This window comes from Microbacterium sp. NPDC057944 (genome assembly GCF_042887445.1).
Lineage (GTDB): Bacteria > Actinomycetota > Actinomycetes > Actinomycetales > Microbacteriaceae > Microbacterium > Microbacterium natoriense.
Window position 1 is genome coordinate 219,860 of record NZ_JBHVPJ010000001.1, and the last position, 25,266, is coordinate 245,125.

A 25,266-nucleotide genomic window follows, 5' to 3' on the forward strand; every position below is an offset into this window, starting at 1 on the left:
CGGGCGCGTCCGCTACAGCTCGACGGGCGGGGCCTCCGGCTCGCTCTCCGCGACCTCGGGGTGGCGGGCGAGGTTCACGATCGCGGCGATGAGGCCGCCCCAGACCGTGACCATGGCGACGATCATCATGACGACGGCTGCGGCGCTCATGCGACCGCTCCCCTCTGCTCGGGCTGCGCGTGCACGGCGGTCTCCTGATCGGGGTCGTAGTGCTCGGCCGCGAGGAACTCGTCGTAGTCGGGGTCGTCCTTCGCGTGCGAGCGCCTGCCCCACGGCAGCAGTGCGAGACCGAAGGCGAGCACCACCAGGGCGATCACCATGCCCCACCCGAAGATGCCGAGGAACCACGCGGGGTACCCGCTGTAGGGGTTCGCGATCTTGTCGATCAGCCCCGTGACGAAGAGGTATCCGAGCACGACCGGTGCGAGCACGCCGACGAGCAGCATCCACACCCGTCCGACGGGGAAGCTCGACCGCCGGTTCAGGTGGTCCTTGAGCGCGGGGAGCCTGTGCAGCATCCACGCGACGACGATCACGGCGACGAGGGCCACCGCCATGATCCCGAAGGCGTTGACGAAGGCATCCGTCGTGTCCAGGACCGAGAGCGCGGTCGTCGTCGAGAAGAGGGCCATCGAGATGACCGCCAGCGGGATCGACACGGTGAGCGTCGTGCGGATGCGGCTCCACCCCAGCTTGTCCTGCAGGGCGGCGACGATCACCTCCAGGATCGAGATCAGCGACGTCACACCGGCGAAGACGAGGGCACCGAAGAACAGCACTCCGATGATCGATCCGCCGGCCGCCTGCGAGACGATCGTGGGGAACGCGATGAACGCCAGTCCGATGCCCGACGAGGCGACGCCGGACACATCGGTGCCCTGCGCCTGCGCCATGAAGCCGAGCGCCGCGAACACGCCGATGCCGGCGAGGATCTCGAAGCCCGAGTTCGCGAAGGCGACCACCAGCCCCGACCCGGTGAGGTCGGTCTTGCGCTTCAGGTACGACGCGTAGGTCACCATGATGCCGAACGCCACCGAGAGCGAGAAGAAGATATGGCCATACGCCGAGGCCCACACCGCGGGATCGGCGAGCGCCTCCCAGTCGGGTGTGAAGAACGCGTTCAGCCCGTCGAGGGCGCCGGGCAGGAAGAGCGATTGCACCACCAGCACCGCGAACATCACGGTCAGCAGCGGCATGAGGATCATGTTCGCGCGCCCGATGCCCTTCTTGACGCCGAGGCACATGATCACGATCACGGCCAGCCAGACCACGACGAGGGGAAGACCGACCTGCGGCACGAACTCGGTGGAGACGCCCGTCTTCGCGACGTCCGCCGACTGCAGGAACTCGGAGAAGAAGAAGTCGTTCTCGTTGCCCGGGCCCCAGGTGAGCTGTGCGGAGAACCACGTGTACATCGCCGACCACGCGATGATGACGGCGTAGTAGACGGAGATCACGACGCAGATCAGGACCTGCCACCAGCCGAGCGTCTCGGCGGAGCGGTGCAGGCGCCGGAAGGCGAGCGGCGCCGACCCGCGGAAGCGGTGGCCGATCGCGTAGTCGAAGAACAGCAGGGGAATGCCGGCGGTCAGCAGGGCGCACAGATAGGGGATGAGGAACGCGCCTCCGCCGCCCTCGTACGCGACGTAGGGGAAGCGCCAGATGTTGCCGAGGCCGACGGCCGATCCGATCGCGGAGAGGATGAAGACGTTCCGCGAGCCGAACGCCTCGCGCTTGTGGGTCTGCGTGGCTGCGGTGGGCATGCGGGCGAGACTACCCGAGATGAGGGACGGATGCCGGGGGCGAGCCGGGTCCTCGACGAACCGGTGCGGCGCGGGTTCAGGCGGCCAGCCGCGCGCGCAGCGAGTCGAGCAGCACCGAGACGCCGAGCTCGAAGGTGCGGTCGGAGCGGGCCTCACCGCGCTCTGCTCCGTCGAGGAGACGCCCGAGGGTGCGCGTCTCCCCCTCCGGCTGCCAGACGTCATCCGGAGAGGCGAGGTCGAGCCCGAAGCCGATCGCGAAGGCGTCGATGAGGGCGATGATCGCGAGGATCTCGTCCTCGGGGAATCCTCCGTCGACGAGCACCGTCGCGAGCTCGTCGTAGGCGGCGATCACCGAGGGGTGGGTGATGGTCTTGCCGATGAGCAGGGGCACGAGCTGCGGGTGGTCGGCGTACATGCGGCGCTGCGCGCGGAGCAGGTCGAGGAGGTAGTCGTCCCATCCGTCGCCCGACGGCTCGACCCGGTATCCGATGATGAGGCGACCGCGCATGAGCTCCACGATGCCGTCCATGCCGTCGACGTGGTTGTAGAGCGACGACGGCCGCACGCCGAGGCTCCGGGCGATGGCGTTGACGCCGAACGGCTCCCCCGCACGTGAGAGGGCGAGTCCGGCATCGCCGATGATCTCGGCCGACAGCAGCGGCGTGGTCGGTCTCGGCATGGTTCCTCACTCCCAGGAGATCGTCACGTGCTCGCAACACAGGGTCTTCCCTGCGACATCTCCTCTGTGCATAATAATGAACACCATTCGTTTACGAACACCATTCGTTTATGCGTGGCATGCCCCACCCGCGCATCCCGCCTCACCCGACACCCGCGCACACCGCCGTGCGCCCGCCCTTGGAGTCCTCCATGACCGTTCCCGATCTCCGCACTCGAGTCCCCCTCCGCCTGCCGACCGCCACAGCCACCTTCGCCATCGGCATCGCCGGCTACCTCGGCGTCAACCTCTCCCCGTACATGATCACCGCGGCGCAGACCGCCCTCGGCATCGACGTGCTCGCGGCCAGCTGGCTCGTGACGGCGACCCTGCTGCTCACCGCCGTCTCCGGGCTCTCTATCGCACCGCTGTGCGCCGGCGTCCACCGCCGCACGGTCGCGCGCACCGGCCTCGCCCTCGCCGTCCTCGGTTTCGGCGCGGCGGCGTTCCTGCCGGGCCTCGTGCTTCCGGGGCTCCTCGCCGGCGGCATCGGCGCCGGCGGTGCGGTCGCCGCATCCGGTGCGGCGCTGGCCGCGTTCCGCAACCCCGACCGCGTCGCCGGGTTCAACGGCCTCGCGAACCGCGGAGTCATCACCGTCGTGCTCGCCGTCATCCCGCTGATCGGTCTCGCCCCCATCGACGTGTTCGGCGCCCTGGCGCTGTTCAGCCTGATCGGCCTGCTCGTGTCGGTGTGGCTGCCCGCGGCGCCCGTCATCGCACCGCAGGCCGCGGCGGCCGTGGCGGAGGCCATGCCGATCGACATCCCCGAGACCGGCGCGGTCAGGGTGTCTCCTGCACGGTCGCGCCTCGTGACGATCGCGGGCTTCGGCCTGCTCGTGACGTTCGCGCTCTGGGCCGCCAGCGAGGACTCGCTGTGGGCCATGGCCGGGGTCATGGGTGCCGAGCAGACCGGCCTCACCCCCGAGGGGCTCGGCATCGCCCTCAGCGGCGCGACCGCCGGGGGACTCCTCGGCTCCCTGCTGCTCATGATCGTCGGCGACAAGCTCGGCCGGGCGGTGCCGCTCGTGATCCTGCTCGTCCTCGGCGGGGCGCTGAAGATCGTCGAGGGCTTCACCACCGATCCGACGGCGTTCATCGTCGTCTTCATCGCCTGGAACACCGTGTACGCGGTCGCGTTCATGTACTTCGTCTCGACGTCTGCCGCCCTCGACGCCGACGGCCGCTGGTCCGGACCGCTCCTCGCGGTCTATCTCGTCGGCTCCGCCCTGACCCCGGTGATCGGCGCCGCGCTGGTCAGCGTGCTCGGCTACGAGGGCTTCGCGATCGCGCTCGGCATCGCGAGCTTCGTCCTCGCCGTTCCCGCCGGGGCGATCGCCCTGTTGTCCACGCGCCTCGAGCGCACCGCCACCGCCGTCGTCCACGAGGAGATCCCCGCATGACCCGCACGCTGTACCGCAACGCCCGCTTCTTCACCGCCGCCGCCGCTGCCGACCCGCAATGGGCCGACGCCGTCGTCGTGGAGGACGGCACGTTCGTCTTCGTGGGCGCGGAGGCGGATGCTCCGGCATCCGATGCGGTCGTCGATCTCGACGGCCGGGCGGTGGTGCCCGGGTTCACCGACGCGCACACCCACCTGCTCATGATGGGCAGCGCGCTCGGACAGGTCGGCCTCACCGACGCGCGCACTCTCGAGGAGATCCAGGAGCGCCTGCGGGCCGCACGCGCGCAGGCTGAGGGCGAGTTGTACGGTCGCGGCTGGCTGTTCGACGCGATCGAGGGCGGCCAGCCGACCGCCGCGATGATCGACGCCGCCGTCTCCGACATCCCCGTCTTCCTCGACGCCAACGACTACCACTCGTGCTGGGTGAACAGCGCCGCGCTGGCGAGGCTCGGCATCACGCGTGACACCCCCGACCCCATCGGCGGGCGTATCGAGAGGGATGCCGCGGGCGACGCCACCGGGATGCTGTACGAGACCGCGGCCCAGCAGTTCGCCTGGACGCACCGCGACGCCACGACCACCGACGCGCAGCGCGACGCCGACGTCGAGCGGGTCGTCGCCGCCTACCTGGAGTCCGGCGTCACCGGAGCCGTCGACATGGCGTTCGACGAACTCGGTCTCGCCGCACTCGGCCGCGCGGCTGCGCGGGGGGCGCTTCCGCTGCGGATCGACGCGCACTGGTTCGTCGCCAACACGGGAGACGACGCCGCGAACCTCGCCCAGGTCGCCCGGGCGGCCGAGCTCGCCGCCGCGCCGCAGGCCGGGGTGCGGGTGCGGGGTATCAAGCTCGTGCTCGACGGCACGATCGACGCGTGCACGGCCGCCATGAAGAACCCGTACGCCGACGGGTCGAACGCCGACGCGATCTGGCCGGCCGAGCGGCTGCTCCCCGTCGTCGCGGCGGCGGATGCGGCCGGCCTGCAGATCGCGATGCACGCGATCGGCGACGCCGCGAGCACGCTCGCACTCGACGCGATCGAGCACGCCGTCGCGCAGAACGGAGACCGCCCCCGGCGTCATCGCATCGAGCACCTGGAGTATGCGGCCCCCGGCACGGCCGAACGCATGGCGAGGCTCGGAGTGACCGCGTCGATGCAGCCGGTGCACGCCGACCCCGCGATCTTCGCGAACTGGGCCGCCCAGCTCGGCGATGATCGCGTCGACCGCGCGTTCGCCTGGCCCGAGTACGAGGATGCCGGCGCGCTCCTCGCCTTCTCGACGGATGCGCCCACCGCGCCGCACGAGGCCCTCGCGAACATGTACGTCGCGGCGACCAGGGCGTCGGCGCTGGACCCGTCGGCGCCCGCGGTGCATCCGCAGTTCGCGCTGCCCCTGGAGCGGGCGATCGCGCATGCGACGCGGGATGCCGCGGCATCCGTGGGCGACGGCGCCTGGCGCGGAACGATCGCGGTCGGGCAGGCCGCCGACTTCGCGGTGATCGACGTCGATCCGTTCGCCGAGGGGGCGGCCTCGCTGCTCGAGGCTCACGTCGTGCTCACCGTGATCGCCGGCGTGGAGGCGTACTCCGCGCCGGAGTGATCGGCGATGCCCGTCGGCCGGCCTCTGGACAGGCCGCGCCGACGGGCGCATGCTGAACGCATGACCGCCTTCCAGACCACGCACGCGTTCAGCGGGTTCAGCGTCGACGACATCGACGCGGCCCGCTCCTTCTACGGCGAGACCCTGGGATTCGACGTGTCGACGAACGCCATGGGGTTCCTCGACATCCGTCTGCCCCAGGGCGGCTCGATCCTCGTGTACGCCAAGCCGAACCACACGCCCGCGAGCTTCACGATCCTCAACTTCCCGGTCGACGACGTCGAGGCCGCGGTCGACGAGCTCAACACCCGCGGTGTCGTGACGAAGATCTACGTCGACCCCGACTTCGGCACCGACGCGAAGGGCATCGCGCACGGCGGGCCCGGCCGCGGACCCGACATCGCGTGGTTCACCGACCCCGCAGGGAACGTGCTCTCGGTGCTCGCCGCGAGCTGAGCCCCGCGCCTACGCGTTCAGCCTCGCGAGCCGCAGCCAGGTCTCGACCACGGTGTCGGGGTTGAGCGACATCGACTCGATCCCCTCGCCGACGAGCCAGTCGGCGAGGTCGGGGTGGTCGCTCGGACCCTGCCCGCAGATGCCGACGTACTTGCCCGCCCTGCGACACGCCTCGATCGCCATCGACAGCATCTTCAGCACCGCAGGGTCGCGCTCGTCGAAGGTCGCGGCGACGAGTCCGGAGTCGCGGTCGAGGCCGAGCGTGAGCTGGGTCATGTCGTTCGAGCCGATCGAGAAGCCGTCGAAGAACTCGAGGAACTCGTCGGCGAGCACGGCGTTCGACGGCAGCTCGCACATCATGATGACGCGCAGTCCGTTCTCGCCTCGGCGCAGGCCGTTCTCGGCGAGCAGCTCGGTGACGGCCGCCGCCTCGCCCAGCGTGCGCACGAAGGGCACCATGATCTCGACGTTCGTGAGCCCCATCTCGTCGCGCACGAATCGCAGCGCCTCGCACTCCATGTCGAAGCACTCGCGGAAGTCCGCCGAGATGTAGCGGGATGCGCCGCGGTAGCCGATCATCGGGTTCTCCTCGTGCGGCTCGTAGATCTCGCCGCCGATGAGGTTCGCGTACTCGTTGGACTTGAAGTCGCTCAGTCGCACGATCACGGGTTCGGGCGCGAAGGCCGCGGCGAGCATCGAGACGCCCTCCGCGACGCGCTTCACGAAGTACTCCCGCGGCGAGTCGTAGGCCGCGATGCGCTCGGCGATGTCGGCCTTCAGCTCGGCGGGGAGCGTGTCGTGATCGAGCAGCGCCCGCGGGTGGATGCCGATCTGCCGGTTGATCACGAACTCGAGACGGGCCAGCCCCACGCCCTTGTTGGGCAGCTTCGAGAAGGCGAAGGCCTGGTCCGGGGTGCCGACGTTGAGCATGATCTTGACGGGGCTCGCGGGCATCTCGTCGAGGTGCGTGACGACCTCCTCGAAACCGAGGATGCCGGAGTAGACGAAGCCCTCGTCCCCCTCGGCGCAGGAGACGGTGACCTCCTGCCCGTCGCGCAGCGCGGCGGTGGCGTCCCCCGTGCCGACGACGGCGGGGATGCCGAGCTCGCGCGCGATGATCGCCGCGTGACAGGTGCGGCCGCCGCGGTTGGTGACGATCGCGGAGGCGCGCTTCATGATCGGCTCCCAGTCGGGATCGGTCATGTCGGCGACGAGGACGTCGCCGGGGCGGAACTCGTCCATCTGATCCAGCGAGGTCATCACCCGCACGGGACCCGCGCCGATCTTCTGCCCGATGGCGCGCCCCACCGTGATCGCGGTGCCGGGGGCGTCGAGCACGAAGCGCCGCGTCACGTTGCCGTCGGTGCGGCTCACGACCGTCTCCGGCCGTGCCTGCAGGATGTAGAGCTTTCCGTCGATGCCGTCCTTGCCCCACTCGATGTCCATCGGGCGGCCGTAGTGCTCCTCGATGACGAGCGCCTGGCGCCCGAGCTCCTCGACCTCGGCATCCGTGATGCTGAACCGCGCGCGCTCCGCGACCGGCACGTCGGTGAAGACGGTGCTCGCGCCCACCTGGGTCGCATCGGCGTAGACCATCTTCACGGCCTTCTCCCCCACCGATCGCTTCAGGATCGCCGGGCGCCCGTCGCGCAGGGCCGGCTTGTAGGCGTAGAACTCGTCCGGGTTCACCGCGCCCTGCACGACGGCCTCGCCGAGCCCGTACGAGCTGGTGATGAACACGGCACGGTCGAAGCCCGACTCGGTGTCGACGGTGAAGAGCACGCCGGATGCGCCCACGTCGCTTCGCACCATCCGCTGGATGCCGGCGGACAGCGCCACGTCGAGGTGGTCGAATCCGTGGTGCACCCGGTACGCGATCGCGCGGTCGTTGTAGAGGGAGGCGAAGACGCTGCGGATGGCGGCGAGGATGTTGTCGATGCCGCTGATGTTGAGGAACGTCTCCTGCTGACCGGCGAACGACGCGTCGGGCAGGTCCTCCGCGGTGGCGCTGGAGCGCACAGCCCAGGAGACGGAGTCGGGCTGCGGGTCGGACGCCACGAGGGTCGTGTACGCCTTGCGGATGTCGGACTCGAACGCCGCGGGGAGCGGCTGGCTCTCGATCCACTCGCGCACGTTCGCGCCGACGCGCGCGAGCTCGGCGACGTCGTCGACGTCGAGGGACTCGACCGTCGAGCGGATGCGGTCGTACAGCCCGTCCGCCGCGAGGAAGTCCCGGTAGGCATCGGCGGTGGTCGCGAAGCCGCCGGGGACGCTCACGCCCGCGCCCGACAGGTTCGAGACCATCTCGCCCAGCGAGGCGTTCTTGCCGCCGACCTGAGCGACGTCGTTCATGCCGATCTGCGTGAACCAGAGGATGGTGGTCATGGTGTTCTCCAGGGTCTAGTGCGTCGTGCGCGGTTCAGGAGGGCGATCAGCTGCGCAGCCGCATGGACTGCATGATCACGGCGGACATCTCCTCCACGGACTTCGTGGAGGAGTTCAGGAAGGGCACGCGGTTGCGGCGGTAGAGATCCTCGGCCCGGCGGATCTCGAGCGTGCACTGGGCGAGGCTCGAGTACGTGCTGTCGGGGCGGCGCTCATGCCGGACCTGGCTGAGCCGGAGGGGCGTCGTTGTGAGGCCGAAGCATTTCGACGCGTACTTCGCGACGGTGCGCGGAAGACCGTCTGCGGGGTAGTCGTCGTCCGTCAGCGGATAGTTCGCGACGAGGAGCCCGTACTGCAGTGCCAGGTACATCGTCGTGGGCGTCTTGCCGCAGCGCGACGGCGCGATGATGATGACGTCGGCGATGTCGAGGGCGCGCATGCTCTGTCCGTCGTCGTGCTCGATCGCGTACTCGACGGCGCGCATCCTGGCGAAGTAGCGCTCCATGTCGCCCACCCCGTGGAACTGGCCGAGCTGCTCGGATGCCGTGCTCCCGAGGCTCGTCTCCAGCTCGCGCAGGTGCCCGCCGAGGAGGTCGATCATCACTCCGCCCGCATCGGCGAGCGCGGCGAGGATCTGCGCGGACTTCACGGTGGTGAAGATGATCGGCTCCTCGCCGTCTCCGCGCTTCGCCCTGATGTCGGCGGCGACGTTGTCCGCGCCGTCGACGGAGTCGACGAACGGCACGGTGTGGCGCCGGAAGGTCACCGCGGGGAAGTTCGCCAGCAGCGCGTTTCCCAGCGTCTCCGCGGTGATGCCCGTGCTGTCCGAGACGAAGTACGCGTCGCGGGAAGAGGTGCCGTCGCCGTGCAGCGCAAGACCGGGCCGCGGAGTGGTCATCGGGCGCACCTCACTGTGATCGGATCGGGATGCCACAACCGTATGAAAGAAGTGCACCCCGCGATCACCGATCCGCGGGTTAAGAACAGCAGAAATTGCCGCCACGGCATGTGCCGCTCCGCCCGCGCCGCTCGCACGCTCCGCAGCCCGCCGCAGACGCCGGGCGCGCGGAAGTTCGCGCCGACGTCAGGTCCGAGGCTGAGAGGCGGGTGCGACAGCCGCATCATCCGCCCTCGAGGGCAGGAGGGATGCAGCGAACGTGACGATCACCGCCGCCCCGGCGATGACGAAGTGCGCGCTCGACGCCGGGTTCGCCGAAGCCTCGGTCAGGAAGCCGACGACCGTGACTCCCGTCGACGCGAACAGCTGCAGCATGATGAACAGCGCGGCTGTCCCCTGCGCGATCGACGCCTTCGGCAGCACACGGTACAGGCTCGCGAAGGTGGGCGAGGCGATCGCCCCGAAGCCGAGTCCGAGGAGTGCGACGAGCCCGAGGACGACGCCCAGGGGCCAGCGATCATGCCCGAACGCGATGAGCAGGGCCGTCACCGCGGTCACCGCGGCACCGGATCTGACGAGGATGCGCGGCCCGATGTCGTCGCTGAAGCGGCCAGCGAGCGTCATGGACACGAGCAGGCCTGAGCCGAGCACCGCGACCGGCAGCGCCTGCCAGATCGGCGCGAGAGCGAGACTGCGCTCCGCGAGGATCGGGAGGACGGCCAGTTGCGTGTACATCACGAGTCCGACGACGCTCATGATGCCGAGCGCCGCCGCGAACGACGGGATGCGCAACAGGCGGATGTCGACGAGCGGCTCCTCGACGCGCAGCGCGTGCCGCACATAGGCCACGAGCAGGGCGACGCCTGCGAGCACGAGGGCGCCGACGATCACCGGAGCCGCACCCGCGCCCCAGCGATTCACGCCGAGCAGGACGAGCACGAAACCAGGGGGCAGAAGCAGGAGCCCGAGCACGTCCACCGTCGCACCCGAATCGCCGCGCTGCTCGTCCGACGGCAGCAGACGCCACGCAGCGATGCCGACGAGGACGGCGAGCGGCACGTTCATCCAGAAGATCCACGCCCACGCGCCGACGCTCACCAGGAATCCGCCGAGCAGCGGCCCGACGACGGGCCCGAGGTTGATGACGAGCGAGACGAAGCCCATGACGCGGCCCATCAGCGACACCGGCGTGAGCACGCCGATGACGGCGAGCGCCGCGGGTTCGAGCATGCCGCCCGCGAGGCCCTGCAGCACGCGGAACACGAGCATGCTCGGCAGATCCCAGGCGAAGCCGCTCAGGAGCGAGCCCAGCGCGAAGCCGACGAGTGCGAGTTGCAGCACTCGCGCGCTGCCGATGCGCGCGGTCAACCAGCCGATCAGCGGCACCGAAGCCGAGGCCGCGACGAGATAGACGGTCGTGATCCAGACGACACCGGAGATCGTCGTGTCGAGCGCCGGCGCCATCGCCTCCAGCGATGCGGTCACCGTCGTGCCATTGAGCACCGCCATGAGCGCCGCCAGGGCCATCGCAGCAATGGCCCAGCGAGTGCTGTTCGTGAGCCGCTCACCCACCTTGTTTACTGTCATGGATCCAGACTTTACTGAGTAGTAAAGAAGATTGCAAGAGTGGGTGTAGTACCGGGTGTAATCTGGTGTCATGTCCACGACCACGTCTGCGAAGCCGACTCCGCGCACCGACAAACGGCGCGCCATCCTCGACGCCGCCGGGCCGGTGTTCGGCGACTCCGGCTACGAGCGGGCGAGTGTCGACGCGATCGCCGCGGCAGCCGGCATCTCGAAGCCGACCATCTACTCCTACTTCGACGGCAAGGAAGGCCTCTTCCGCGAGACCATGGCCGACATCGCTCGACAGGTCAACGAGGCGTCCTATGACATCGTGACCTCACTCGACCTCCGCCCGGAGCACTGGCGGGCGAGCCTGCACGAGCTCGCCATCGCTCTCACCGCATGTCAGCGGCAGGGCTGCGCGGCCGCGCTCTCGCGCCTCGTCCTCGCGGAGAGCCGCCGCGACCCCGGAGTCTTCGACGAGGTGCGCCGCGCCGGTATCGAACCGATCCGCGAAGCCCTCGCAGGCCGACTCGCGATGCTCGGCAACGCGGGCCTGCTCGACGTTCCCGATCCGGCCATAGCCGCCCAGCATTTCATCGTGCTCACCCAGGCGCACCTGCCCGAACTCACCGCCGGCGGAACCCGCGCGGGCGATCCTCAGCAGATCGAGGATGCGGTGCAGCAGGGAGTCGAGGCCTTCCTGCGCGCGTACGCCGTCGCGTAGTCCGACCTCGTCGCGAGAGCGGATGCCGGCGTCACGCCGCGAATCCGATGCAGGATGCCCGCGGCATCCGCCACCCGCGCCGTCCGCTCAGGGGACGAGCGGTTCCAGGGTCTTCGCGAGCTGGTGGTCGGCGTAGGGCGACAGGGAGAAGCGCTCGACGGTCTCGTACCCGAGTCGACGGTAGAGGCGATGCGCCTCGGCGAGGTCGTCGCGCACCGTCAGTCGCAGCGTGCGGATGCCGCGACGAGCGCTGATCGACTCGATCTCGGCGAGCAGCGCCTGTCCGACGCCGCGTACTCGTGCGGTGCCGTCGACGAACACCCGCGTGAGCTCCCCGACTCCCTGCTCGATCACCCTCATGCCACCGCAGCCGACCGTGCGGTCGCCGTCGCGGGCGACGAGCAGGAACCCCTCGTCGCCACAGAGGTCGTCGCTCGGTTCGTCGAGCATCGCCGCCGTCACCTCAGCGGCGGTCGCCGGCCGCCCCCAGTACCGGCCGACGATGTCGATGAAGAACCGCTCCAGAATCGCGCGCCCGTCCGGAGACCGGGGATCCACGAGAGCCAGGGTCAGCGGCGCATCCGAGTATCCAGAAGTCATGATGGTCCTCTCGGCGATCAACGCCTGCCCGGCCGTGCGCCGTGCACAGCCCTCGCTCGCTCCTGTCGCACACCCCGGAGCAGGCATCGACACACGGATCATCGGAGCGAGGAACGTCGACAACGTCTCGAAAGCCGGGGTCTGACCAGGGAATCTACTGCGGAGACGAGGGGATTTGAACCCCTGGTCCCCGTGAGGGGACTCCACCTTAGCAGGGTGGTGCACTCGGCCGGACTATGCGACGTCTCCAGGCATCCGAGCCGAAGACACGGATGCACCCTGCAATCATAACGGGTCGGACGTGCAGTCACGAATCGGGTCTCCGTGGCCGTGGAACGACCCGGATGCCGTCGCCGATGTATCACCGACGGTCCAGCGCGCTCCTTCCCTGGGAGAGATCTTTCGCCGACGAAGGAGAAGACGATGAACGTCGCACCGTGGAGCACGATCGGATCTGGCGCTGACTGGGCGCCGGTGCGGAGCATCCAGTACTTCCTGCGCGTCCACGGGCATGCCGTGGACGTGGACGGCGTCTACGGGCCGCAGACCGCGGCGGCCGTGTCCGCCCGGCAGGCCGCCGTCGGGCTGCCCTCCGACGGCGTGGTCGGGCCGCAGACCTGGCCCCACCTCTACGTCGCCAGCCAGCAGGGCGATCACGGAGACGCGGTGCGCGCCGTGCAGCAGTTCGGGCTCGTGCCCTCCCCCGGACTCGACCCGCTGGTGGTCGACGGCGACTTCGGGCCGCTCACCGCCGACCGCGTGCGCCAGTTCCAATGGGCGTGGGGGCTCGGGCAGGACGGCGCCGCCGGCTACGAGACCTGGTCGTTCCTGAGCGCGCTCGTCCCGGGTGCCGATCTCTGGCCGCTCGTGAAGGTGGGGGCGACGCAGGACTCGAACTGGCGGGTGCTGGCCGCCCAGCATCTGCTGCGGCATCGCGGAGCGACGATCGCCGCCGACGGCGCCTTCGGACCCCTCAGCGGTGCAGCGATCCAGGCGTTCCAGCAGACGCTGCGGGCCACCTTCATCAGCACGACGGTCGGCCTCCTCGACTGGCCGGCACTGATCGACACCGTCTCGCTCGGCGCGACCGGGGAGGCGGTGCGCGCCGTGCAGACTCTGCTCCCTGCGCCGCTCGCCGTCGACGGCTCGTTCGGTCCGCAGACGGACGCCGCGGTGCGCAGTTTCCAGACGATGTTCGCTCCACCAGCGGACGGCGTCGTGGGCCCGGAGACCTGGCAGGCGCTGACGCTGCCGAAGTTCGACTGACACGGGGTCGATGCCGGCATCCACCGTCCGCCCTCCGCACATGCCGGCGCCCCTCCTCTGCAGATGCACAGGAGGGGCGCCGGTGGGGCAGCGACGGTGGGCCGGTCAGCCCTGCGGCACTGCGCCCGCGTTCGCCGCGGCGAGCAGCTGCTCGACCTGCTCGTAGGTCACGTCGATGCCGGGGAAGCCGACCAGGCGACCGATCGGGAACGACGCCATCATCTTCTGCATCGCCTCGTCATTGGGCATCATCGACGCGGCCGAGGAGTCGGCGCCGGTCAGCTCGCCCATGAAGCCGCCCAGCGCGCCCATCACGATGGGACCTGCGACCGGGTGCGCCACGACGTCGCCGATCGACGAGTTCATCGTGAGAGGCAGCACGACGGCGTCGCCCTCCACCACCACGGCGACCGTGGAGCGGATGTCGCGGCTGGATGCCGCCACCTCGACCGTGTACTCGCCGCCCTCGACGACGAAGCGGTCGACGCGGATGTCCCAGTACGCGAGGTCCTCTCGGCGCACGACGACCTCGACGGTGCGGGTCTCACCCGCAGCGAGCTCGACGGAGGAGAACGCCTTGAGCTCGCGCGGCGCACGCTGCGCGATCGACCCCGCCAGCGACACGTACACCTGCGCGACCTCGCGGCCATCGCGGTCACCCGTGTTCGTCAGCGCGAACGACACGGCGATGTCGCCGCCCTCGGTGACGGATGCCGTCGCCTCTCCGTACGCGAACGTCGTGTACGACAGGCCGAAGCCGAACGGGAAGGTCACCTCGAGCCCCTTGGCGTCGTACCAGCGGTACCCGACGAGCAGCCCCTCGCCGTAGCGGACGTGGCCGAACTCGCCGGGGAAGTTGCCGTAGGAGGGGTTGTCCTCGAGACGCACGGGCACCGTCTCGGTGAGCTTGCCCGAGGGGTTCACGGTTCCGTAGAGGACATCGGCGACAGCGGTGCCTCCGGCCTGTCCGAGCAGCCAGCTCTCGACGATCGCGGGCACCCGGTCGGCGAAGGGCAGCGCCACGACACCGCCGTTGGAGAGCACGACGACCGTGTTCGCGTTCACCTCGAGCACGGCATCCAGCAGAGCGAGCTGCGCGGCCGGGAGATCGATGTGCTCACGGTCGAAGCCCTCCGACTCCTCCGCGGCGGGCAGCCCGAGGAAGACGACCGCGACCTCGGCCGACGACGCGGCGGACACGGCCTCGGCGCGCAGTGCCTCAGCCGAGCGCCCTGACGCCGCGATCGCACCGCCCTCGACCGCGAAACCGGGAGCGTACGACACGGCATCGCCGGCGACCGCGCAAAGAGCGTCGAGAGCGGCATCCACCCGAGTGGGGTTGATGAGCGAGGAGCCCGCGCCCTGGAAGCGGGGCTCGGCGGCGAACGCGCCGATGACGGCGACCTTCTGCGACGGGGCCAGCGGCAGCACGCCGTCGTCGTTCTTGAGCAGCACGATCGAGCGACCAGCGGCCTCACGGGCGAGCGCGTGGTGGGCGTCGACGTCCAGCGGACCAGCGACGACCGGGCGCCGCTCCGACTTGCGCACCAGATCGATCGCACGGGATGCCGCGGTGTCGAGCACGCTCTCCGCGAGCTCCCCCGCGCGCACGGCGGCGACGAGCTGGGCATCCGTGCGCCCGCCCGATGCGGGCATCTCCAGGTCGAGGCCGGCGGCGACACCGGCGACACGGTCGTTCACGGCGCCCCAGTCGGAGACGACGAGTCCGTCGAAGCCCCACTCGTCGCGGAGCACGCTGGTGAGGAGCCACGGGTCCTCAGAGGTCCACACGCCGTTGAGGCGGTTGTACGAGCACATCACGGTCCACGGCGCTGCGTCCTTGACCACGCGCTCGAAGCCGCGCAGGTAGATCTCGCGCAGGGGGCGGGGGTCGACGTCGGAGCTCGACCGCATCCGGTCGAACTCCTGGTTGTTGGCGGCGAAGTGCTTGAGCGACGTGCCGACGCCCTGCGACTGCACACCGCGCACCGAGGCCGCACCGAGCACGCCGGAGACGATCGGATCCTCGGAGAAGTACTCGAAGTTGCGTCCGCACAGCGGAGAGCGCTTGATGTTGATGCCGGGGCCGAGCACGACCGCGACGTCCTCGATCGCGGCCTCGACGCCGATCGCCGCACCGACGCGCTCGATGAGCTCAGGGTCCCACGACGAGCCGATGCCCACCGCTGGGGGGAAGCAGGTCGCGGGGACGCTGCTCGCGAGACCGAGGTGATCCGTGCCGCCCGCCTGCTTGCGGAGCCCGTGGGGGCCGTCCGTCATCATGATCGACGGGATGCCCGCGCGATCGATGGCCTTGGTTGTCCAGAAGTCCGCGCCGCTGGTGAGCGACGCCTTCTCCTCGAGGGTGAGGTCGGATGCCGGGTTATCGGTCATGAGGGTTCCTTTCACAGGCGACGGCGATGTCCTGCGAAAACCATACGACAGTCAGGATTCGATATCAAACGTTGTTCAGGTTTACCCTCGGATGCATGGCACGACGAGGTTCATACGCGAAGGGCGTGGCGCGCCGCGAGGAGATCCTGGAGAGCGCCCTCGAGGTGATCGGCCGCAGGGGGTATCAGAACGCCTCCCTCAAGCAGATCGCGGAGGTGGTCGGGGTGACCCCCGCCGCGCTCCTGCACTACTTCGGGTCGAAGGAGGAGCTCTTCACCGCCGTCCTCCGCAAACGCGACGAGCACGACGGCATGGATCCGCGCTTCGCCGACGACGCCGACCCCCGAGACGGACTCATCGACGTCATCCGCCACAACACCGAGGTGCCCGGCCTCGTCGAGCTCTTCTCACGGCTCGCGGTGGATGCCGTCGACCCCGAGCATCCCGCCCACGCGTACTTCCTCGACCGGAGCGAGCGGCTGCGGGAGGCGGTCGCCGCCGGGTTCCACCGCGACACCACGCGCGAGCCGGCCCTCGACCCCGACACCATGGCACGGGTGCTGCAGGCGGTCGCCGACGGCCTGCAGCTGCAGTGGATGATCGATCCGAGTGTCGACATGGCCGACATCGTCGAACGTCTCATCGACGCCCTCGCGCCGCAGCGCTGAGCGGCCCGTCGCAGATTCAGCTGCGCTTCGTCCTCATGAAGGAGACGCCTTCGGCCACCGCCCCGCGGAGGGACGATGGCCGATACGAGCACTACGAGCGGAGCTTCACCACAGCGTGTTCGAGATCTGGGACCCCGGCGAGCACGCCAGGTTGATGCTGTTCTTGAACTTCATCTTGCTGTAGGTCTGGGGACCGTAGATGCCGTCGGCGACGAGACCGAGCGAGCTCTGCACCTGTGCCAGTGCGGTCCGCGTCGCCGGACCGAAGTCACCGTCGACCGTGATGTTCTTGCCATGACAGGCCACCAGAGAATTCTGGAGTTCCCTCACCGCGGAGCTCACATTGCCTGCACGAAGCGTGCAGTTCTTTGAGGTGCCGATGGTGGGCACACGAGCGTGCTCCTGGCTGTTCGTGGTGAGCTTGAACACGGCTGTTCCGGTGCAATCGGCGGCCTTCACCACGACGGCGGGCCGGCTCTCGGCAGCAGACGCCGGGGCTGCGGCGAAGAGGCCGCCGACGATGACGCCGAGGGCCGCGAGCAGGCTCAGGGTGATCTTCTTCACAAGAGACAAGTGTCTTCCTAACGGTGGGTGAATCACCGAGCGTACTGAGCACGCCGCCCCGCGTCTGTAGGGCATCTGGGGGACAGCGGCGAAGCAACGACCCCGCACATGTCAGGCCAATCGCACCGTTCAGTCCGCGGGTGCCCGGCGGATGCGAGCCGTCAGCGAACCTTGCCGTTGGAGCACACCGTCTGAGCGGCCGACGTTCCCTTGATCGTGTCGGGGAGCGCGACGACGTTGTCCGGAGTCGCGCCGGGGTCCGGAGTCGCATTCGGGTCGACTGGAGCCTGAGTGGCCGCGCCGGGATCGGTGACGATCACACCGTCGTTCTTGGTGTTCTCGTGGGTCACCTGAAGCTGCGCGTTCGCGTTGATCGCGTCCCACATCTCCTGGGCCGCCGACTTGTTCGCGACGACCTTGTTCGCGTTGTCAGGATCCGTGACCGTCGGATACTGGAGGAAGACGATGTCCTCGTACTTGACCGACTTCAGCGCCAGGGCGATCTGGACGATCTTCATGGGATCGGCGAGCGACTCGCTCGGCTCGAGGTTGTCGATCGCGGTCGTCGCGAGCTTGAGCATCACGGGCACATTGCCCAGGGTTTCGCTGCTGATGAGCTTCTTCGCGAGGTTCGACATGTACTGCTGCTGATTGCCGATGCGGCCGAGGTCGCTGCCGTCGCCCACACCGTATCGCGTGCGGAGGAACTGCAGTGCGGTGATGCCCGAGATGGTGTGGTTGCCCGCAGGAAGATCCAGGCCGGTGTTCTTGTCGCGGATCGGCGTGGCGAGGCACACGTCCACGCCGCCGATCGCGTTGGTGATCTCGATGACGCCTCCGAACGTGACCGATGCGGCGAACTGCACGTCCTGGCCGGTGAGCTCGGAGATCGTCTTGACGACGCAGTTGAGTCCCGCGTCGGTGTAGGCGACGTTCAGGGGCTGCTTGCTCATGGCGGAGTGGTTCTTGCCGTCGACGTCCTCGCACTGCGGTATGCGCACCATCATGTCGCGCGGGAAGCTGACGACCGTGACTCGGCGCGGTGCGTCCGACACGTGCACGAGGAGGTTCACGTCGTTGAGCGTGCCCTCGGAGTCCTTTCCGGTGCAGCGGGCGCCGAAGTACTGCTTGTAGGCGTCCTCGCACGTGTCGACGCCCGTGAGCACCAGGTTGAAGCCGCCCTCGTAGGCGCCGATGTCCGGCGGAAGCTCCTTCTGCCCCTCCAGCTCGACGGCGTTCGCGCTGACCGTGCTCGTGAGGTCGTAGATCACGTAGCCCGCCACGGCGATGCCGCTGACGAGCACGACCGAGAGGCCGATCGCGATGAACGTCAGAAGCTGGCTGATCGGCCCTGGCGTGCGCAACTGCCCGTGGCGTGCGATGGTACGACGGCGTCGGGTGCTCTTACTCACTCGGGGCCTTTCGGTTCTGGGTGATGCTCGCCCTCCCCGGCGGCGCATCCCTCATGAAGCGGAGAGTAAGGGAACCGGTGGTCCGCCTGCGGCGGTCCTCCTCACGAATCCCACTCAGCCGATCGGTGGCTGAGCGGCCACCCTTCGGGCGACCTCACAGCCACCAGCGGAGGGTAAGGGATTCGAACCCTTGAGACATTTCTGCCCACTGGTTTTCAAGACCAGCTCCATCGGCCGCTCGGACAACCCTCCCGACAGACGAATCTGCCGACAAGCCGTGAGTCTAGCCGAGTTCTATTCTCCGGCGTTGACCTGGGCGGGGGCTGGAAGCGTGTTCAGGGCGCGCGCCAGGCCTCCGTCGATCACGTCCAGGGTCACCTCGCCCGCCGCATCCTTCACCTCTGCGGGCGCCTGCCCCATCGCCACCGCACGCCCGCCGACCGACTGCGACCAGGTGAACATGCCGATGTCGTTCCGGCCGTCACCCGCGACCAGGACCCGCTCGCCGTCGAAGCCGAGCTCGCCGCGCACCCGCTCGAGCGCCGTGCCCTTGTCGACGCCGTTCGGAGCGATGTCGAGCCAGGCGGTCCAGCCGATCGCGTAGGACACCTCGTTGAGGCCGGCGTCCGCCACCAGCCGGTGGAAGTCCTCTTCGTCATGCCCCGGCGAGACGACGACGATGCGCGACACCGGCTCGTCCGCGAGCTCCTCGAACGTGACCTGACGTCCGCCGTCGAGCGTCCAGTCGTCCAGCTGCTGCGTGTACAGGCGCTGTCCTGAACCGAGCTCCACCATGTAGCGCGCCTCGGGGAGGCGATCCTGGAGCAGCGCGAGGACGGGCGACGGATCAAAGGTCTCCACGTTCCATCTGATCCATTCGCCGTCGACCATGCGCATGGTGACCGCGCCGTTCGAGCACACCACGAACTCCGGGGTCAGCCCCAGTTCCTCGACGTAGCGCCGGGTCGCCATCCAGCTGCGACCCGTGGCGATCGTGACCTCATGGCCGGCGTCGCGCAGACGGGCGACGGCCTCGGGCACGCCGGGGCTCATCGTCTCGTCCTGCAGAAGGATGGTTCCATCGACGTCGAGGCCGATGAGCCAGGGAGCGGTCACGCCACGGGCTCCAGCACTTCGAGTCCGCCCAGGTAGGGCCTGAGCACTTCGGGCACCCGCACCGATCCGTCGGCCTGCTGGTGCGTCTCGAGGATCGCGACGATCCAGCGCGTCGTGGCGAGGGTGCCGTTCAGCGTGGCCACCGGAGTCGTCTTGCCACCGTCCTCCGGACGGTGGCGGACGTCGAGACGCCGCGCCTGGAAGGTCGTGCAGTTCGACGTCGAGGTGAGCTCGCGGAAGGCACCCTGCGTGGGCACCCATGCCTCGATGTCGTATTTGCGGGCCGCGCTCGACCCGAGGTCGCCCGCCGCCACGTCGATCACGCGGTAGGCGAGGCCGAGCGAGGTCAGCATCTCCTCCTGGAGCGCCACGAGGCGAAGGTGCTCGGCCTCGGCATCCTCGGGGGTCGTGTAGACGAACATCTCCAGCTTGTTGAACTGGTGCACGCGGATGATGCCGCGGGTGTCCTTCCCATATGAACCGGCCTCACGGCGGTAGCAGGTCGACCATCCCGCGTAGCGGAGGGCCCCCTTCGACAGATCGACGATCTCGTCCTTGTGGTAGCCGGCGAGAGCGACCTCGCTGGTGCCCACCAGATACAGGTCGTCCTCCTTGTCGAGGTGGTACACCTCATCGGCGTGAGCGCCGAGGAATCCGGTGCCCTGCATGATCTCCGGACGCACGAGCGTCGGAGTGATCAGCGGCACGAAGTCGTTCTGCAGCGCCTTGTCGAGTGCGAGGTTCATCAGCGCGATCTCCAGACGCGCTCCGACGCCGCGCAGGAAGTAGAAGCGCGAACCGGAGACCTTGACGCCGCGCTCCATGTCGATGGCCCCGAGGATCTCGCCGATCTCGAGGTGGTCGCGGGGTTCGAAGTCGAAGGCGGGCACCTCGCCGACTCGGCGCAGCTCGACGAAGTCGGCCTCGCCGCCGGCGGGCACGCCGTCGATCACGACGTTCTCGATGCGCGCGAGCGCGGCGGATGCCGCGTCAGCCGCCTCGTTGGCGACGACCTGCGCCTGCTTGACGCGGTCGGACAGGTCCTTCACCTGCGCCACGAGAGCGGCCTTCTCCTCCTTGGGCGCCTTCGCCACCTGCTTGCCGAACGCGTTCTGCTCCGCGCGCAGATCCTCGAACGCGGAGAGCGCCGCACGGCGCGATCGATCGGCCTCGAGAGCCGCATCCACGGTCGACTGGTCGTTTCCACGGGCAGCCTGTGAGCGGCGGACGATCTCGGGATTGTCACGAAGAAGAGCGAGGTCGATCATCCACCAATTCTACGGGTGCGATTCCGGGCGCCTCGCCTGTCACAACTCCGCCCGTTCGTCGTCTTCCCCCGTAGAGACCTGCACCCGGCCGGTCTCGCACGAAAGGACACCCCGTGACCACTTCCGTCACCGCCCTCGATCAGCTCAACCTCGCCTTCGCCGAGCGCTTCAACGCCCGTGACCTCGACGGCCTCATGGCCCTCAACGCTCCCGGCGTCGTCTTCGTGCCCGCGCCGGGCCAGCCGGTCACCGGCGACGCCGCCGTGCGCGGAGCCCTCGAGCAGTTCCTGGGGCTGAACCTGCCGATCACCATGACCGTCCGCCGCGCCTTCGAGGCCGGTGGCGTGGGTCTCGCCGTCGCCGACTGGACCATCACCGGCACCGGCCCCGACGGATCCGAGATCGCTCTCGCCGGCACGACGGCTGACGTCGCCGTGTACGACGAGGAGCACGGCTGGCGCTACGTCGTCGACAACCCCTTCGGCACCGTCTGAACGGATGCTGAGGGGCCGGCGTCACCGGCCCCTCAGTCTGCTTCCATGCCCGATCTCCGGCACGCGGTCAGAGCCTTGCGCGCGCGGGAGATGCGCTGGCGGGCTGTCGCCGGCGCGATGCCGAGACGCTCCGCGACCTGGGCCGTGGTGAGGCCGTCGACCGCTGTCAGCAGGAGCGGCTCCCTGAGCGTCTCCGGAAGCGCATGCAGCGCGGCGAGCGCGCCGTCGAGGAAGGTCCGGATCTCGACCGTCCCCGCCACGTCGGCGTCATCCGGGGTGTCCTCGTCGAGAGGCGTATCCGGCCGCCGGGCCCGCAGCCGCGCGAGGTCGATCGCGGCGTTGCGGGCGATGGTGTCCAGCCACGAGCACATCTGCCCGGGCTCCGGTCGCTCCAGGTGCTCGATTCCCCTCCAGGCACGGAGGAGGGTGAGCTGGGCGACGTCGTCGGCATCGTCGATGGGGACGCCAAGGGAGATGCTCCGCCGCCGCAGGCGCTCGGGCTCTCCCTCGATCATGCTGGTCAGCAGCGTGCGACGCGCATCGTCCATCCAGGTCCTCCGCCTCTCCGGTCGCGGCGAGGGCGGCCGATCGTCGGGATTAGAGTAGCGCCATGACGAAGCGCTCTTCCGCACGCCGCCAGGCCGCACTCGTCTACAACCCCATCAAGGTCGACGAGAAGCGCCTCCGCGCGACCGTCCGCGATCTCTCCAGGGACCTCGGGTGGGAGCATCCGGCCTTCTACCCCACGACCGTCGAGGATGCCGGCCAGGGGGCGACGGCCCAGGCGCTGGCGCGCGGCGTCGACGTCGTCCTCGTCGCAGGCGGCGACGGCACGGTGCGCGCGGTCGCCGAGGCGATCGCGAACACGGGCGTGCCGCTCGCGATCCTCCCGAGCGGCACGGGGAACCTCCTCGCCAGGAATCTGGGTCTGCCGCTCGCCGACCCGGCGGAGATGGTGCGCGCCGCCCTCGGGGAGAATCGGCACCCCATCGACATCGGCTGGGCGAGGGTCACGAGAGCCGACGGCGAGGAGACCGAGCATGCGTTCGTCGTGCTCGCGGGGATCGGGCTCGACGCCGACATGATCGCGAACACCCGTGCAGACCTGAAGAAGTCCGTCGGGTGGATCGCCTACGTCGACGGAGCCGCGCGCTCGCTCGCGACGGCGGAGCCGTTCCGAGCCGTGTTCCAGGTGGATGACGGACGGCTGCACACGACCAAGGTGCAGAGCATCCTGTTCGCCAACTGCGGCACACTCCCCGCCGGCATCGCGCTGATCCCCGATGCCTCGATCACCGACGGCACGCTCGACATCGCGGTCATCCAGCCCAGCGGCGCGTTCGGATGGCTCGGGGTCTGGCGCAAGATCTGGTGGGACAACTCCGTGCTCCGCCGGTTCCGCGCGGGCCGACGAGTGCTCGAGCGGCGGGGCAAGGACGCGTCCGTGCACTACTTCAGCGGGATCGCCGCCGAGGCCGCCGCCGCGACACCCATCCCGATCGAGCTGGACGGCGACGAGTTCGGCGAGGCGGCGCGGATCACCTGCCGCGTCGATCCCGGTGCGCTTCTTCTGGCGCTCCCTGCCGGACACCCGATCCACGCGCTCTGACGGGCGCGCTCACGCAGCGCCACGATAGGGATGCCGGTTCGCGCCGACCGTCGGTCAGCGCACCGACACGGTTCCGTCGAGCCCGCCGCCCGACAGGGTGAGCGTGAACGCGTCGTCGTCCACGGCGTCGTCGCCGAAGTCGAGGATCGTCGCGCGCGGCGCCATGTCCATGGTGCAGACCTGGGTGTCGTCCGTGACGAACGTGACGGTGCCGGCTGCACCGGACCCTTCGAGGGAGTCGACGACCGGCGGGCAGCTCGACGAGCCCCACGTGAGCAGGACGAGTGCGCCGTCATCGATCCATCCCGCAGAAGGGGTGTAGTCGGTCGAGGAACCGGGGATGCCGGTCAGCGCCGCGTCGCCGTCGAGGTCGACGTCGTCGGTCACCGCGCCGTACGTCACGTTCAGAGTGATGTCCTTGGTCGGGTCGACGCCCTCCGGGAACGCGCCGATGCTGGCCCGGGGGGCGAGGTCGGCCGTGCAGGCCTTCTCCGTGGCCCCGTCGGACTGGACGTCCACGAGGGTGACCGTGACGGTCTGCCCCTGAGCGGAGACCTGATCGACCTGCGGGACACAGGTCGAGGATCCCCTGGTCACGATGGCGAACATGCGCCCCTCGTCGAGCAGCGCGCCTTCGATGTCATCGAGATCGTCGCCCGGTGCGGTCGATCCGGCAGACGGCGCCGAGGAGCTCGTCGGCGTGCTCGCCCCGGGCGTCGAGGTGCACCCTGCGACGAGCAGTGCGGCGGCGAGGACGGACAGGGCGGTGATGACACGAGTGGGGGACGTCATGCTGACAGGTTACCCGTCGTGATATTTCCCCCGTACCCCCTAGTTCCAGGGGGGACTCTCGACGCCGCTACTGCAGGGCGGACGTGAGTCTGGCGAGGTTGTCGAGCACCGTCGAGCGGAGGGGCTGCTGCATCCACTCCTCCAGCGTGAGCTCGCGGCTCAGCGCGCGGTACTGGGCCTCGACCTCGCGCATCTCCGCGACGAATTCCTCGCCGCGCACGAGCATCGAGACCTCGAGGTTCAGACCGAAGGACCGCATGTCCATGTTGCTCGACCCGATGACGGCCACCTGGTCGTCGATCGTGAGGCTCTTGGTGTGCAGGATGTACGGCTTGCGGTACATCCAGATGCGCACCCCGGCCTTGAGGAGCACCTCGTAGTAGCTGCGCTGGGCGTGATAGACCATCGCCTGATCGCCCTCTTCGGAGACGAACAGCTCGACGTCGACGCCTCGATCGACCGCCGCCGTGACCGCGAGCAGCAGCGCCTCGTCCGGCACGAAGTACGGGCTGACGATCATGATCTTCTCTTTGGCCGCGTAGAGCAGGCCGAGGAACAGCCGGAGGTTGTTCTCCACCTCGAAACCGGGTCCCGAGGGCACGACCTGGCAGTCGAGATCGCCCGAACCCGTCTCGGCGTGCGTGATGTCGATCTCCTGCAGCACCGTGTCGGTCTCGCTGTACCAGTCGCTCAGGAAGATGGCGTTCACGCTCAGCACCACCGGGCCGTCGATGCGCACCATCAGGTCGACCCAGTGCAGGCCGCGCTTGATGTTCTTGGGCAGGTTGTACGTCGAGTCGGTGACGTTCTGCGATCCGAGGAACGCCACACGGCCGTCGACCACGAGGAGCTTACGGTGGTTGCGCAGATCGGGCCGCTGCATCTTGCCCTTGAGTGGCTGCACCGGCAGCATCAGGTGCCAGTCGGCGCCCATCTCGTTGAATCTCCGGATGGTGTGCCGGTACCGCGGCTTCCAGCGGTTCGCCCAGTGATCGAGCAGCACCCGCACCTGCACTCCGCGGGCCGCCACCTCCTCGAGCGCGCGGAAGAAGTTGTCGGTCGCCGCGTCGGACTGCAGGATGTAGAACTCGACGTGGACGTACTCCCGGGCGAGACGGATCTCGTCGGCCATCGCGTCGAGCGACTCCTGGTACTCCGAGATCAGGTGCGCGCCGTTGTCTCCGGAGATCGGCAGCGCCCCGAGAGCCTGGTTCATCTCGACGAGGGGCGGGAACCAGCTGGGCGCGTTCGGCCGGAGCGTGCCGAAGTGCAGCTGCTCGCTGGTCTCGTGGATGTACTCGTTGATCTGGTCCTGCTTGCGGCGGCGGGCACGAGGCAGCCGCGGGTTGCCGATGAGGAGGAAGAGGAACACGCCGATGAAGGGGATGAAGAACACCGCGAGCAGCCAGGCCATCGCCGCTGTGGGGCGCCGGTTGCGCGGGATGACGATGATCGCGGTGATGCGGATCGCCAGATCGAGCGCGACCAGGAAGGCGGCGACCCACCATCCCCATGCCTCGGCGCTCATGCACTGCCCTCTCGGCGAGTCGTCACTGCGGCGGACATCGC

General features: G+C 69.1%; 24 protein-coding genes and 2 tRNA genes. 9 read left to right on the forward strand and 17 right to left on the reverse strand.

The annotated features are described in order from the left end of the window. Positions 1–12: 12 nt before the first annotated feature. The 3 genes from ACFVRO_RS01055 to ACFVRO_RS01065 form a co-directional block, all read right to left on the reverse strand. Positions 13–150: a methionine/alanine import family NSS transporter small subunit gene (locus ACFVRO_RS01055; protein WP_386948312.1), complete on the reverse strand. Its 138-nt coding sequence runs from the start codon at positions 148–150 to the stop codon at positions 13–15. Beyond that, complete coding sequence (locus tag ACFVRO_RS01060; RefSeq protein WP_386948315.1) at positions 147–1,763, reverse strand: sodium-dependent transporter; 1,617 nt, start codon at positions 1,761–1,763, stop codon at positions 147–149. Before ACFVRO_RS01060 ends, ACFVRO_RS01055 begins: the two co-directional genes overlap by 4 nt. Before the next feature lie 76 nt (positions 1,764–1,839). Then, positions 1,840–2,442, reverse strand: a complete 603-nt coding sequence (locus ACFVRO_RS01065) for a TetR/AcrR family transcriptional regulator C-terminal domain-containing protein (RefSeq protein ID WP_386948317.1) — start codon at positions 2,440–2,442, stop codon at positions 1,840–1,842. 191 nt (positions 2,443–2,633) lie between these two features. Here ACFVRO_RS01065 and ACFVRO_RS01070 point away from each other — a divergent pair, with 191 nt between their 5' ends. From ACFVRO_RS01070 to ACFVRO_RS01080, 3 genes are read left to right on the forward strand one after another with little or no spacing between them, the layout of a single operon-like run. Next, a complete protein-coding gene (locus ACFVRO_RS01070) occupies positions 2,634–3,881 on the forward strand; it encodes an MFS transporter (RefSeq protein ID WP_386948320.1) in 1,248 nt (415 codons plus the stop codon). After that, on the forward strand, positions 3,878–5,482 hold the full coding sequence (locus tag ACFVRO_RS01075) for an amidohydrolase (protein WP_386948323.1): 1,605 nt from the start codon (positions 3,878–3,880) through the stop codon (positions 5,480–5,482). Before ACFVRO_RS01070 ends, ACFVRO_RS01075 begins: the two co-directional genes overlap by 4 nt. A 60-nt stretch (positions 5,483–5,542) precedes the next feature. Then, entirely contained in the window at positions 5,543–5,938 is a 396-nt protein-coding gene (locus ACFVRO_RS01080) for a VOC family protein (RefSeq protein ID WP_386948325.1), read from the forward strand. 9 nt (positions 5,939–5,947) lie between these two features. On the opposite strand, the gene ppsA is transcribed toward ACFVRO_RS01080, so the two are convergent. From ppsA to ACFVRO_RS01095, 3 genes are all read right to left on the reverse strand, one after another. Beyond that, positions 5,948–8,323, reverse strand: a complete 2,376-nt coding sequence (ppsA, locus tag ACFVRO_RS01085; protein ID WP_386948328.1) for a phosphoenolpyruvate synthase — start codon at positions 8,321–8,323, stop codon at positions 5,948–5,950. A 46-nt stretch (positions 8,324–8,369) separates the two neighbouring features. After that, positions 8,370–9,221: a pyruvate, water dikinase regulatory protein gene (locus ACFVRO_RS01090; RefSeq protein WP_386948331.1), complete on the reverse strand. Its 852-nt coding sequence runs from the start codon at positions 9,219–9,221 to the stop codon at positions 8,370–8,372. Positions 9,222–9,407: 186 nt separating this feature from the next. Then, entirely contained in the window at positions 9,408–10,808 is a 1,401-nt protein-coding gene (locus ACFVRO_RS01095) for an MFS transporter (RefSeq protein ID WP_386948333.1), read from the reverse strand. Between the two features lie 70 nt (positions 10,809–10,878). Here ACFVRO_RS01095 and ACFVRO_RS01100 point away from each other — a divergent pair, with 70 nt between their 5' ends. Beyond that, complete coding sequence (locus ACFVRO_RS01100) at positions 10,879–11,514, forward strand: TetR/AcrR family transcriptional regulator (protein WP_386948335.1); 636 nt, start codon at positions 10,879–10,881, stop codon at positions 11,512–11,514. Positions 11,515–11,601: 87 nt separating this feature from the next. On the opposite strand, the gene ACFVRO_RS01105 is transcribed toward ACFVRO_RS01100, so the two are convergent. Then, positions 11,602–12,114 (reverse strand): GNAT family N-acetyltransferase, encoded by a 513-nt coding sequence (locus ACFVRO_RS01105; protein ID WP_386948337.1) that lies wholly within the window; start codon positions 12,112–12,114, stop codon positions 11,602–11,604. Here ACFVRO_RS01105 and ACFVRO_RS01110 point away from each other — a divergent pair. Continuing rightward, on the forward strand, positions 12,113–12,259 hold the full coding sequence (locus tag ACFVRO_RS01110; RefSeq protein WP_386948340.1) for a hypothetical protein: 147 nt from the start codon (positions 12,113–12,115) through the stop codon (positions 12,257–12,259). The genes ACFVRO_RS01105 and ACFVRO_RS01110 overlap by 2 nt on opposite strands. A gap of 15 nt (positions 12,260–12,274) precedes the next feature. Here ACFVRO_RS01110 and ACFVRO_RS01115 read toward each other — a convergent pair. Next, positions 12,275–12,363: transfer RNA gene (locus ACFVRO_RS01115), tRNA-Ser, on the reverse strand. 174 nt (positions 12,364–12,537) lie between these two features. On the opposite strand from ACFVRO_RS01115, the gene ACFVRO_RS01120 reads away from it, so the two are divergent. After that, positions 12,538–13,380, forward strand: a complete 843-nt coding sequence (locus ACFVRO_RS01120) for a peptidoglycan-binding protein (protein ID WP_386948342.1) — start codon at positions 12,538–12,540, stop codon at positions 13,378–13,380. Positions 13,381–13,485: 105 nt separating this feature from the next. Here ACFVRO_RS01120 and ACFVRO_RS01125 read toward each other — a convergent pair whose 3' ends face one another. After that, on the reverse strand, positions 13,486–15,774 hold the full coding sequence (locus tag ACFVRO_RS01125) for a glycoside hydrolase family 3 C-terminal domain-containing protein (RefSeq protein ID WP_386948344.1): 2,289 nt from the start codon (positions 15,772–15,774) through the stop codon (positions 13,486–13,488). Between the two features lie 95 nt (positions 15,775–15,869). Here ACFVRO_RS01125 and ACFVRO_RS01130 point away from each other — a divergent pair, with 95 nt between their 5' ends. Next, entirely contained in the window at positions 15,870–16,442 is a 573-nt protein-coding gene (locus ACFVRO_RS01130) for a TetR/AcrR family transcriptional regulator (RefSeq protein WP_386948347.1), read from the forward strand. A gap of 105 nt (positions 16,443–16,547) precedes the next feature. Here ACFVRO_RS01130 and ACFVRO_RS01135 read toward each other — a convergent pair whose 3' ends face one another. From ACFVRO_RS01135 to serS, 5 genes are all read right to left on the reverse strand, one after another. Continuing rightward, on the reverse strand, positions 16,548–17,006 hold the full coding sequence (locus tag ACFVRO_RS01135; protein WP_386948349.1) for a peptidoglycan-binding protein: 459 nt from the start codon (positions 17,004–17,006) through the stop codon (positions 16,548–16,550). Between the two features lie 161 nt (positions 17,007–17,167). Then, a complete protein-coding gene (locus ACFVRO_RS01140; RefSeq protein WP_386948351.1) occupies positions 17,168–18,418 on the reverse strand; it encodes an LCP family protein in 1,251 nt (416 codons plus the stop codon). Positions 18,419–18,585: 167 nt separating this feature from the next. After that, positions 18,586–18,670 (reverse strand) — tRNA-Ser (locus ACFVRO_RS01145). Between the two features lie 42 nt (positions 18,671–18,712). Beyond that, positions 18,713–19,534: an HAD family hydrolase gene (locus ACFVRO_RS01150; protein WP_105674845.1), complete on the reverse strand. Its 822-nt coding sequence runs from the start codon at positions 19,532–19,534 to the stop codon at positions 18,713–18,715. Further along, positions 19,531–20,802, reverse strand: coding sequence for a serine--tRNA ligase (gene serS, locus ACFVRO_RS01155; RefSeq protein WP_386948354.1), 1,272 nt, complete (start codon positions 20,800–20,802; stop codon positions 19,531–19,533). Before serS ends, ACFVRO_RS01150 begins: the two co-directional genes overlap by 4 nt. A 113-nt stretch (positions 20,803–20,915) precedes the next feature. Between serS and ACFVRO_RS01160 the strand changes: the two genes are divergently transcribed. Further along, the gene (locus ACFVRO_RS01160) at positions 20,916–21,296 is read left to right on the forward strand and encodes a nuclear transport factor 2 family protein (RefSeq protein ID WP_223587145.1); all 381 of its coding nucleotides are present in this window, start codon (positions 20,916–20,918) and stop codon (positions 21,294–21,296) included. Positions 21,297–21,328: 32 nt separating this feature from the next. Here the strand turns inward: ACFVRO_RS01160 and ACFVRO_RS01165 are convergent, their stop codons facing one another. Continuing rightward, positions 21,329–21,844 carry an RNA polymerase sigma factor gene (locus tag ACFVRO_RS01165; RefSeq protein WP_386948356.1) on the reverse strand — a complete coding sequence of 172 codons (516 nt, stop codon included), beginning with the start codon at positions 21,842–21,844 and terminating at the stop codon, positions 21,329–21,331. Between the two features lie 62 nt (positions 21,845–21,906). Between ACFVRO_RS01165 and ACFVRO_RS01170 the strand changes: the two genes are divergently transcribed. Further along, positions 21,907–22,905 carry a diacylglycerol kinase family protein gene (locus tag ACFVRO_RS01170; protein ID WP_105674853.1) on the forward strand — a complete coding sequence of 333 codons (999 nt, stop codon included), beginning with the start codon at positions 21,907–21,909 and terminating at the stop codon, positions 22,903–22,905. A 54-nt stretch (positions 22,906–22,959) separates the two neighbouring features. Here the strand turns inward: ACFVRO_RS01170 and ACFVRO_RS01175 are convergent, their stop codons facing one another. Both ACFVRO_RS01175 and cls read right to left on the reverse strand, forming a co-directional pair. Beyond that, the gene (locus tag ACFVRO_RS01175; RefSeq protein ID WP_386948358.1) at positions 22,960–23,697 is read right to left on the reverse strand and encodes a hypothetical protein; all 738 of its coding nucleotides are present in this window, start codon (positions 23,695–23,697) and stop codon (positions 22,960–22,962) included. A gap of 67 nt (positions 23,698–23,764) precedes the next feature. Then, positions 23,765–25,225: a cardiolipin synthase gene (cls, locus tag ACFVRO_RS01180; RefSeq protein WP_386948361.1), complete on the reverse strand. Its 1,461-nt coding sequence runs from the start codon at positions 25,223–25,225 to the stop codon at positions 23,765–23,767. Positions 25,226–25,266: the final 41 nt, after the last annotated feature.

Excerpts from the sequence above, each read along its gene's own strand:
- ACFVRO_RS01165 (WP_386948356.1), bottom strand. The coding sequence starts at position 21,844 with ATGGACGATGCGCGTCGCACGCTGCTGACCAGCATGATCGAGGGAGAG.
- ppsA (WP_386948328.1), bottom strand. The coding sequence starts at position 8,323 with ATGACCACCATCCTCTGGTTCACGCAGATCGGCATGAACGACGTCGCT.
- cls (WP_386948361.1), bottom strand. The coding sequence starts at position 25,225 with ATGAGCGCCGAGGCATGGGGATGGTGGGTCGCCGCCTTCCTGGTCGCG.
- ACFVRO_RS01065 (WP_386948317.1), bottom strand. The coding sequence starts at position 2,442 with ATGCCGAGACCGACCACGCCGCTGCTGTCGGCCGAGATCATCGGCGAT.
- serS (WP_386948354.1), bottom strand. The coding sequence starts at position 20,802 with ATGATCGACCTCGCTCTTCTTCGTGACAATCCCGAGATCGTCCGCCGC.
- ACFVRO_RS01170 (WP_105674853.1), top strand. The coding sequence starts at position 21,907 with ATGACGAAGCGCTCTTCCGCACGCCGCCAGGCCGCACTCGTCTACAAC.
- ACFVRO_RS01110 (WP_386948340.1), top strand. The coding sequence starts at position 12,113 with ATGATGGTCCTCTCGGCGATCAACGCCTGCCCGGCCGTGCGCCGTGCA.
- ACFVRO_RS01100 (WP_386948335.1), top strand. The coding sequence starts at position 10,879 with ATGTCCACGACCACGTCTGCGAAGCCGACTCCGCGCACCGACAAACGG.
- ACFVRO_RS01055 (WP_386948312.1), bottom strand. The coding sequence starts at position 150 with ATGAGCGCCGCAGCCGTCGTCATGATGATCGTCGCCATGGTCACGGTC.
- ACFVRO_RS01060 (WP_386948315.1), bottom strand. The coding sequence starts at position 1,763 with ATGCCCACCGCAGCCACGCAGACCCACAAGCGCGAGGCGTTCGGCTCG.
- ACFVRO_RS01130 (WP_386948347.1), top strand. The coding sequence starts at position 15,870 with ATGGCACGACGAGGTTCATACGCGAAGGGCGTGGCGCGCCGCGAGGAG.
- ACFVRO_RS01095 (WP_386948333.1), bottom strand. The coding sequence starts at position 10,808 with ATGACAGTAAACAAGGTGGGTGAGCGGCTCACGAACAGCACTCGCTGG.
- ACFVRO_RS01075 (WP_386948323.1), top strand. The coding sequence starts at position 3,878 with ATGACCCGCACGCTGTACCGCAACGCCCGCTTCTTCACCGCCGCCGCC.
- ACFVRO_RS01090 (WP_386948331.1), bottom strand. The coding sequence starts at position 9,221 with ATGACCACTCCGCGGCCCGGTCTTGCGCTGCACGGCGACGGCACCTCT.
- ACFVRO_RS01080 (WP_386948325.1), top strand. The coding sequence starts at position 5,543 with ATGACCGCCTTCCAGACCACGCACGCGTTCAGCGGGTTCAGCGTCGAC.
- ACFVRO_RS01070 (WP_386948320.1), top strand. The coding sequence starts at position 2,634 with ATGACCGTTCCCGATCTCCGCACTCGAGTCCCCCTCCGCCTGCCGACC.
- ACFVRO_RS01175 (WP_386948358.1), bottom strand. The coding sequence starts at position 23,697 with ATGACGTCCCCCACTCGTGTCATCACCGCCCTGTCCGTCCTCGCCGCC.
- ACFVRO_RS01105 (WP_386948337.1), bottom strand. The coding sequence starts at position 12,114 with ATGACTTCTGGATACTCGGATGCGCCGCTGACCCTGGCTCTCGTGGAT.
- ACFVRO_RS01125 (WP_386948344.1), bottom strand. The coding sequence starts at position 15,774 with ATGACCGATAACCCGGCATCCGACCTCACCCTCGAGGAGAAGGCGTCG.
- ACFVRO_RS01120 (WP_386948342.1), top strand. The coding sequence starts at position 12,538 with ATGAACGTCGCACCGTGGAGCACGATCGGATCTGGCGCTGACTGGGCG.